Raw genomic sequence first — 8,093 nt, 5'->3', positions numbered from 1 at the left:
ATCAAGGCTCACCATCCTTTCCGCACACCGTAATCCGCCTTCCGCGTCATGCCAGCAAACCAGCGTCTGCAAAAGTACCCGGAAACACGCAGGCGGGTGCGCCGATGAACTATAGCGTCGGGATTCCAGTACGCGCCATCGACTGCCTGCACTGCGCAGGCGCATTCCGACCCCGACCTGCATCCCGCAGCGAGAATTACCACCCCCCTGACGCACCGGACTTCTGGCGTCCATCCCGTCGCGGTGGCCCGGGCGGGCGCTGCGGTTGTCTCATGCCGGCGGCACCAGCCCCGTCCCTGCCTGCGCCGGCCGCGTGAGCGTATCCGCCTCCAGCGACGCGACCGGATACGCGCAGTAGTCGGCCGCGTAATACGCGCTCGGGCGCAGGTTGCCGCTGTCGCCGATGCCGCCGAACGGGGCGCTGCTGGCCGCACCGGTGGTCGGGCGGTTCCAGTTGACGATGCCGGCGCGGATCGTGGTGCGGAACTGCTGCCAGCGTGTCGCATCGTCGGACAGCAGGCCGGCGGCGAGGCCGAAGCGCGTGTGGTTGGCCTCCCAGAGTGCGGTCTCGAAGTCGGCGACGCGCACGAGCTGCAGCAGCGGGCCGAAGGCTTCGGCGTCGGGGCGCAGGCTGCATGCGCTCACGTCGAGCAGCGCCGGCGTCAGCAGCGGACGGGCGGGGTCGAGGCGCTGGGCGCGGCGCAGCACCCGGGCGCCGGCCAGTTCGAGATCGGTCTGGAAGTTCAGCAGCGCATCGGCGGCGGCGTTCGAGATCAGCGGCCCCATGAACGGCTCGGGTTCGTCATCGGGCGCGCCGATGCGGATGCCGTCGAGCCACTGGCAGAGCCGTTCGATCAGCGCATCGCCGCGTGCCCCGAGCGGCACGATCAGCCGGCGCGCGCAGGTGCAGCGCTGGCCGGCGGTGATCCAGGCCGACTGCACGATGTGCCAGCAGGCGGCGTCGAGGTCGGAGAGCGTGACGGCATCGGCGATCAGCGGATTGTTGCCGCCGAGTTCGAGCGCGAGGATGCGGCCGGTGCGCCCGGCAAAGCTGCGGTGCAGCCATTCGCCGGTGGCGTGGCTGCCGGTGAAGAACAGGCCGTCGAGTTCCGGATGCGTGGCCAGCGCCTGCCCGGTCGCACGCGCGCCGTGCACGAGGTTCAGCACGCCGGCCGGCAGGCCCGAAGCCTGCCAGAGCTGCACGGTGCGCTCGGCGACCAGCGGTGTCTGCTCGCTCGGCTTGAACACGGCGGTATTGCCGGCGAGCAGCGCCGGCACGATGTGGCCGTTCGGCAGGTGGCCGGGGAAGTTGTACGGGCCGAACACCGCGACCACGCCGTGCGGCCGGTGGCGCAGCACCGCGCGCACGCCGGCGGCCGTGCCTTCGCGCGTGCCGGTGCGCTCGGCGTGCGCGGCGATCGAGATGCCGATCTTGGCGATCATCGCCGTGACCTCGGTCGCCGTCTCCCAGCGCGGCTTGCCGGTCTCGGCCGAGATGGTGCCGGCGAGTTCCGGGGCGTTGGCCTGCAGCGTGGCCTCGAAGGCGCGCAGCCGTTCGACGCGCGCCTCGAAGTCCAGGGCTGCCCAGGCCGGGAAGGCCGCGCGTGCGGCGCGCACCGCGGCATCGACATCGGCGGCATCGGCGGCATGGCCGCGCCAGAGCATCGCGCCGGTCGCGGGGTTTTCCGACGCGAAGGATTCGCCGCCGCCGGGCTGCCAGTCGCTGCCGATCAGATGGGTCATCGCTGCACGTTCTCCCGCCGGTGTTGAAGCGCGAGCGTAGTCGCCGCGAGCCCGGCACGCGGCGCAAAAACCGACGGCGGAGCCTCCGCTTCCGGGAGGCTCCGCCGTCGGCGGGGCTGGCGGGTGCAGAAACGGCGCTTACAGCGACTTCAGGTACTCCAGCAGCGCGCGCTTGTCGGCCGTGGCGAGCTTCGTGCCGTACAGGTGGCCGGCATTGCTGTTGCCCGGCTCGGCGGTGTCGTAGACGAACGGACCGCGGTCGGTGACGTAGCCGACCTTTCCGGCGTCGAATTCGCGATCGCCGACGTGGAAGGTCTTCGGACGCTGCGCCGGCGGCTGCAGCAGGTCGGCGAGCGTCGGCACCGAGCCGTTGTGCAGGTAGGGCGCCGTCGCCCAGATGCCGTTCAGCGGCCGGGCCTTGTACTGCGGGTTCATCAGCTTGGCCTTCAGGGCCTGGCTGCCTTTCAGGAACTCCAGCACCTGGAACAGGCTGACCGGCGGGTTGTTGCCGAGAATCGCGCCGACGACGACGTTGCCGGTGACGTTCACGCACAGATCCTTCGGCTTGAGCTTCGGCCCGAACGGCAGCACCGCGACCGGCCGGCCGTTCAGCGGGCCGGTGTCGGCGGTGCAGGCGAGCACGTTCTTCGCCATGTGCGGATCGGTGCCGACCTTGCCGAGGTCGATCATCTGCGCGGTGATGCGGCGGTTCGGATCGGCACGATCGAAGGTGACGCTGCCCTTCGCGTCGATGTTCTGGTGGCAGCCCGCGCAGTTGGCGGCGAACAGCGTCTTGCCGCGCGCGACCAGCGTCGCATCGAGCGGGCCGGCGTACTTCGACGGCCATTCGGGCGACCACAGCGTCGTCAGCAGGCGTTCGAGGCCGTCGAGCTGCTGCGTGTCGAGCGAGGACGCATAGCCGCGCATGCCGAAGCCGGGCTGGTTCACGTTCACGGTGCCGAACACGCCGACCACCTCGCCGGAGTTGCGCGCCAGCGGCCCGGCCCCGAGGTTCAGTGCGCTGCCGTTCCACTGCAGGCGATCATGCTGCGGCGCATCCCAGATGAACGGGTACGAGACCGGTGCATCGGCCGGGTGGGCGTTGCCGGGCACGCCGAGCGCGTGCACGACCGCCTGGTTGAAGATCTGGCCGAAGGCATCGACGCGGCCGTGGCCGGCCGGGCGCGGGATGGCGTTGGCGGCGATGCGCGTCTTCAGGAACTGCGTGTGCTCGCCGAAGGCCGTGCGCAGGTCGGCGAGTTTTTCGGGCGTGGCGTTGCTGCCGAGCACCTCGGCGGCGAAGCGCGAGAAGGCGTCGGGGCTGGCAGCGGCGCGGTCCATCGCCGCGACCATGCCGTTCATGAAGCCGTCGAAATCGACCAGCCCGGGGCCGCCGTCGACGCGCACCTCGACGCCTTTGATGCGCAGCTGCGCGGTGTGGCAGGCCGCGCAGGTCATGCCGAGCCACTGGCCGCGGATGTCGGTGGCCGGGCGCTGATCCTTGACGAAGCCGACCGGCAGCGCGTCGGGATTGCGCACGGTCGCCGGCGTGGTCAGGAAGCCGTAGCCGGCGAGGGTCGGATCGGCCCGGAACGGCTTGCCGTCGGCCCCGGGCAGGGCGAGGAACCAGTCGTACGGGATCATGTGCGAGCCCTGACCGGTGAACCACCAGAGGTCGCGGTCCTCGTCGGACCAGTTCTGATCGAGCCAGACGGTGTCGGGCGGCAGCGCGGCCGGGCCGCGCGGACCGGAGATCACGCCGGGCGTGACGGTGCAGGCGGCCAGCAGTGCCAGCGCGGCAACAGCGGGCAGGCGGGCGGAAATCCGTGGCATCGGGGCCTCCGAATGACAGGCAGGGCAACAGGCGTGCGGGTGGAAGGAGGTGTGCAGGGAACGGACGCATTGCAATCGGCGCCGCTGCTGCGGGTGGCAGCGGGCGCGCAGTCGTGGACAGGGCCGGGCGCGGCCTGCGAGGAATCTAGCAGCCGTGGCCGTTCAGGACAGGCCGAGCATGCTTGCCAGCAGCGGCACGAGCAGCGCCGTCAGCAGCGCGTTCAGCCCGATCGCGAGTCCGGCGAAGGCGCCGCACAGACTGCCGAGCTGGAAGGCCCGCGCCGTGCCGATGCCGTGGGCAGCGACGCCGAGCGCGTAGCCGCGGACTTCGTCCTCGCGGATGCCGAGGCGTGCGAGCAGGCCCGGACCGAGCACGGCACCGACGATGCCGGTCAGGATCACCAGCACCGCGGTCAGCGACGGCAGGCCGCCGATCTTCTCGGCGATGCCCATCGCCACCGGCGTCGTCACCGACTTCGGCGCCATCGACAGCACCGTGCGCAGGCTGGCACCGAGCCCCCAGGCGATCGCCATCGCCGACAGCGCCGCGGTCAGCGAGCCGGCGACGAGCCCGACCGCGAGCGGCAGCCACATCCGGCGGATGCGCGCCCAGTGGCGCACCAGCGGCACGGCGAGCGCGACGGTCGCCGGGCCGAGCAGGAAATGCACGAACTGCGCGCCTTCGAAGTAGCGCGCATACGGCGTGCCGGTCACGGCGAGCAGCCCGGCGATCAGCAGGATGGCCAGTGCCACCGGGTTCAGCCAGGCGCGCTGGTGCGAGGCCATGAACAGCCGGTAGCCGGCCAGATACGCCGCGAGCGTCACCGCCAGCCACAGCAGCGGCTGCGCCGACAGGTAGACCCAGATGTCGAGCAGGTTCCTATCCATGGGCATCCCTGCCGTCGCTGTCGTCGGCGGGCGGCGGCAGCCGGCGCAGCACCGCGCGCATCGCGATGGCGGTCGCGGCGATCGCGAGCAGCGTGCTCAGCACCAGCGCCGCGACGATCGCCAGCCATTCGGCGGCGATGCGCTGCAGATGCAGCATCACGCCGACGCCGGCCGGCACGAACAGCAGCGACAGGTGCGCAAGCAGCACGTCGGCGGTCTGGCCGAGCGCCGCGGGGATGCGCCCGCGCGCGACCAGACCGAGCCAGAGGGCGAGCAGCAGCATGCCGAGCACCGGACCGGGGACCGGTGCGCGCGTCAGCTGCACCAGCGCCTCACCGAGCAGCTGACAGCCGAGCAGACAGAGCAGGGCGGGAACCACGGCGATCGGGACTCCGGCGGCGGGCGGGAGATTGCGGGCGCGGCGCGCTCACCACGGGATCGGCTTGCCGTCGCGGAAGAAGCCGCCGCTCGGGCCGTCGTCGGGCAGCGTCGCCGCCCAGACGATGCCGGAGGCGGCTTCCTCGGGCGTGCGCTCGGCCTTCGGGCCGCCCATGTCGGTGCGCGCCCAGCCCGGACACACGGCGTTGACGAGGATGCCGGTGCGGGCGGTCTCGGCGGCGAGGATGCGCGTCAGCGCGTTCAGCGCCGTCTTCGACAGCCGGTAGGCCGGCCACTGGCCGCCCATGTCAGCGAGCTGGCCCATGCCGCTCGATACATTGACGATGCGGCCGTAGCCGCGCCGGCGCATCAGCGGCACGAACTCCTGCGCGAGCAGCAGCGGGCCGTGGACGTTGGTTTCCATGGTCGTGCGCAGGGTTTCGAGGCTGGCGGCGAACACGCTGCTGCCGGTGGCATCGTCGAGGCCGTGGCCGTCGAGCAGCACGCCGGCGTTGTTGACCAGCGCATCGAGCCGGCCGCAGCGGGCCTGCACGAAGGCGCCGAGCGCGGCGATGCTGTCGGGTCGCGTCACGTCGAGCGGCTGCAGCACGATCTCGCCGCCGCCCTCGGCGGCCGCGGCCTGCAGGCGTTCGCTTGCGACCTCGCCGGCCTCGGGATGGCGGCTGGTGACGACGACCAGATAGCCGCGCCGGGCGAGCTGGCGCGAGGTTTCGAATCCGAGTCCGCGGTTGGCACCGGTGACGACCGCCACCGGCCGGGTGCTGGCACTCATGGTCGGAATCTCCTGCCGGTGCGGGTCTGCGCCGGCTCCTGTGTGTCCGATTGTGGACGGCATGCACGGCGAATGCCACGCATCGTCGCGAGCACCGGACATCGGGGAGGGCCGGAAAAGACAGACCCCGCCAGAAGGCGGGGTCCGGGGTGGCGGCGGGCTGCGCTCAGTTCACGCGGTGCAATGCACGCTTGTCGACCGACAGCGCGGCCTCATGCACGGCTTCGGCCAGCGTCGGATGACCGTGGATGGTCATCTGCAGGTCCTCGGCGCTCGCGCCGAATTCCATCGCGACCACCAGCTCCTGGATCAGCTCCGAGGCCATCGGCCCGCAGATGTGCGCACCGAGCACGCGGTCGGTTTCGGCGTGGGCGATGATCTTGACCATGCCGGCCGCGGCATCCATGGCCTTGGCGCGACCGTTGGCAGCGAACGGGAAGGTGCCGATCTTGACCGGCACGCCCTCGTGCTTGAGCTGCTGTTCGGTCTTGCCGACCCAGGCGATCTCGGGCTGCGTGTAGATCACCCACGGGATGGTGTCGTAGTTCATGTGGCCGTGATTACCGGCGATGAACTCGGCGACCATGATGCCTTCCTCGCTGCCCTTGTGCGCGAGCATCGGGCCGCGCACGCAGTCACCGATCGCCCAGACACCGGGCAGGTTGGTGCGGCACTCGTCATCGACGTGGATGAAGCCGCGCTCGTTCAGCACCAGATCGGCGGCGGCATCGGCGATGCCGTCGGTGGCCGGGCGCCGGCCGACCGAGACCAGCAGCTTGTCGAAGGTGAGCTCGTGGTTGCCGTTCTTGTCGGTGTACTGGACCGTGACCTCGGTGTCGGTCTTGGTCGAGCCGGTCACGCGCGCACCGAGGCGGATGTCGAGGCCCTGCTTCTGGAACTGGCGCAGCGCATCCTTGGCGATCTGATGGTCGGCGGCGGCGAGGAAGTCCTCGACCGCTTCGAGGATCACGACCTCGGCGCCGAGGCGCTTCCAGACCGAGCCGAGTTCGAGGCCGATGACGCCGGCACCGATGACGCCGAAGCGCTTCGGCACCTCGGTGAAGGCGAGCGCGCCGGTCGAATCGACGATCAGCTTGTCATCCTTCGGCGCCGCGCCGATGTCGATCGGCACCGAGCCGGCGGCGATGATGACGTTGTCGGCCTCGACCACCTCGACCGCGCCGTCGTGGCCGGTGACCTCGACCTGGCGCTCGGCGAGCAGTTTGCCGCGGCCCTGCAGCCAGTCGACCTTGTTGGCCTTGAACAGCTGCGCGATGCCGCCGGTCAGCTGCGAGACGATCTGCTCCTTGCGGCCGATCATCTTCGCGACATCGACCGACGCCTCGCCGACGCTGATGCCGTGGGCTTCGAGGCCGTGCTGCAGCTTGTGGTAGTGCTCGGAGGATTCGAGCAGTGCCTTGGACGGGATGCAGCCGACGTTCAGGCAGGTGCCGCCGAGTGCGGGCTTGCCTTCGATGTTGATCCACTTCTCGACGCAGGCGGTCGCGAGGCCGAGCTGGGCGCAGCGGATCGCCGCGACGTAGCCGGCCGGGCCGCCGCCGATGACGACGACGTCATAAGTCTTGGCCATGACAGTCTCCCTAAAAGAGTGCTTCCGGTAAGGGATGGGGCGCAAACGAACGGGCAGGCGCGACGGGGCAGGGGTGCCGGACCCCCGCCCCGAAATCGCCGGGTCGTGCGCTCAGACGGAGAGCAGCATCCGCGCCGGATCCTCGATCGCTTCCTTGACGGCGACGAGGAAGCCGACCGCCTCCTTGCCGTCGATGATGCGGTGATCGTAGGAGTGCGCGACGTACATCATCGGCCGTGCGACGACCTGGCCGTTCTCGACGACGGCGCGGTCCTTGGTCGCGTGCATGCCGAGGATGCCGCTCTGCGGGGGGTTCAGGATCGGCGTCGACATCAGCGAGCCGAACACGCCGCCGTTGGTGATCGTGAAGGTGCCGCCGGTCATTTCCTCGACGGTCAGCGAGCCTTCCTTCGCGCGCTTGCCGAAGTCACCGATCGCCTTCTCGATGTCGGCGAGCGACATGTCCTCGGCGTTGCGCAGGATCGGCACGACCAGACCGCGCGGCGAGCTGACCGCGATGCCGACGTCGTAGTAGTCGTGGTAGACGATGTCGTTGCCGTCGATCGAGGCATTGACCGCCGGGTAGCGCTTCAGCGACTCGACCACCGCCTTGACGAAGAACGACATGAAACCGAGCTTGACGCCGTGCGACTTCTCGAACTGGTCCTTGTACTTGTTGCGCAGGTCGATGACCGGCTTCATGTTGATTTCGTTGAACGTCGTCAGCATCGCCGTGGTGTTCTTCGCCTCCAGCAGGCGTTCGGCGATGCGGGCGCGCAGACGCGTCATCGGCACGCGCTGTTCCATGCGCTTCGAGAACGGCCAGGCACCGGCCGGCAGCGCGGCCGGCGTGGCCGCCGGCTTCGC

The 8,093-nt window shown here is 70.3% G+C and carries 7 protein-coding genes; all 7 read right to left on the bottom strand.

The genetic code is table 11. The annotated features are described in order from the left end of the window. Positions 1–270: 270 nt before the first annotated feature. A complete protein-coding gene (gene astD, locus PKE44_RS11770; protein ID WP_324551355.1) occupies positions 271–1,743 on the bottom strand; it encodes a succinylglutamate-semialdehyde dehydrogenase in 1,473 nt (490 codons plus the stop codon). A 138-nt stretch (positions 1,744–1,881) separates the two neighbouring features. Further along, positions 1,882–3,576 (bottom strand): di-heme-cytochrome C peroxidase, encoded by a 1,695-nt coding sequence (locus PKE44_RS11765; protein ID WP_324551352.1) that lies wholly within the window; start codon positions 3,574–3,576, stop codon positions 1,882–1,884. Between the two features lie 162 nt (positions 3,577–3,738). Continuing rightward, positions 3,739–4,470, bottom strand: a complete 732-nt coding sequence (locus tag PKE44_RS11760; RefSeq protein WP_324551351.1) for an LrgB family protein — start codon at positions 4,468–4,470, stop codon at positions 3,739–3,741. Continuing rightward, complete coding sequence (locus PKE44_RS11755) at positions 4,457–4,843, bottom strand: CidA/LrgA family protein (RefSeq protein WP_324551349.1); 387 nt, start codon at positions 4,841–4,843, stop codon at positions 4,457–4,459. Before PKE44_RS11755 ends, PKE44_RS11760 begins: the two co-directional genes overlap by 14 nt. A gap of 48 nt (positions 4,844–4,891) precedes the next feature. Beyond that, entirely contained in the window at positions 4,892–5,635 is a 744-nt protein-coding gene (locus tag PKE44_RS11750) for an SDR family oxidoreductase (protein WP_324551346.1), read from the bottom strand. Positions 5,636–5,801: 166 nt separating this feature from the next. Next, complete coding sequence (lpdA, locus tag PKE44_RS11745; RefSeq protein WP_324551344.1) at positions 5,802–7,226, bottom strand: dihydrolipoyl dehydrogenase; 1,425 nt, start codon at positions 7,224–7,226, stop codon at positions 5,802–5,804. Between the two features lie 111 nt (positions 7,227–7,337). Continuing rightward, on the bottom strand, positions 7,338–8,093 hold a 756-nt coding region (gene odhB, locus PKE44_RS11740), incomplete at its 5' end, for a 2-oxoglutarate dehydrogenase complex dihydrolipoyllysine-residue succinyltransferase (RefSeq protein WP_324551342.1).

Origin of the sequence: Plasticicumulans sp. (assembly GCF_035331805.1) — a bacterium.
In the GTDB taxonomy this organism is placed as follows: Bacteria; Pseudomonadota; Gammaproteobacteria; order Competibacterales; family Competibacteraceae; genus Plasticicumulans.
The sequence above is the reverse complement of the archived record's forward strand: the minus strand, read 5'-3'. Positions and strand labels throughout refer to the sequence as shown.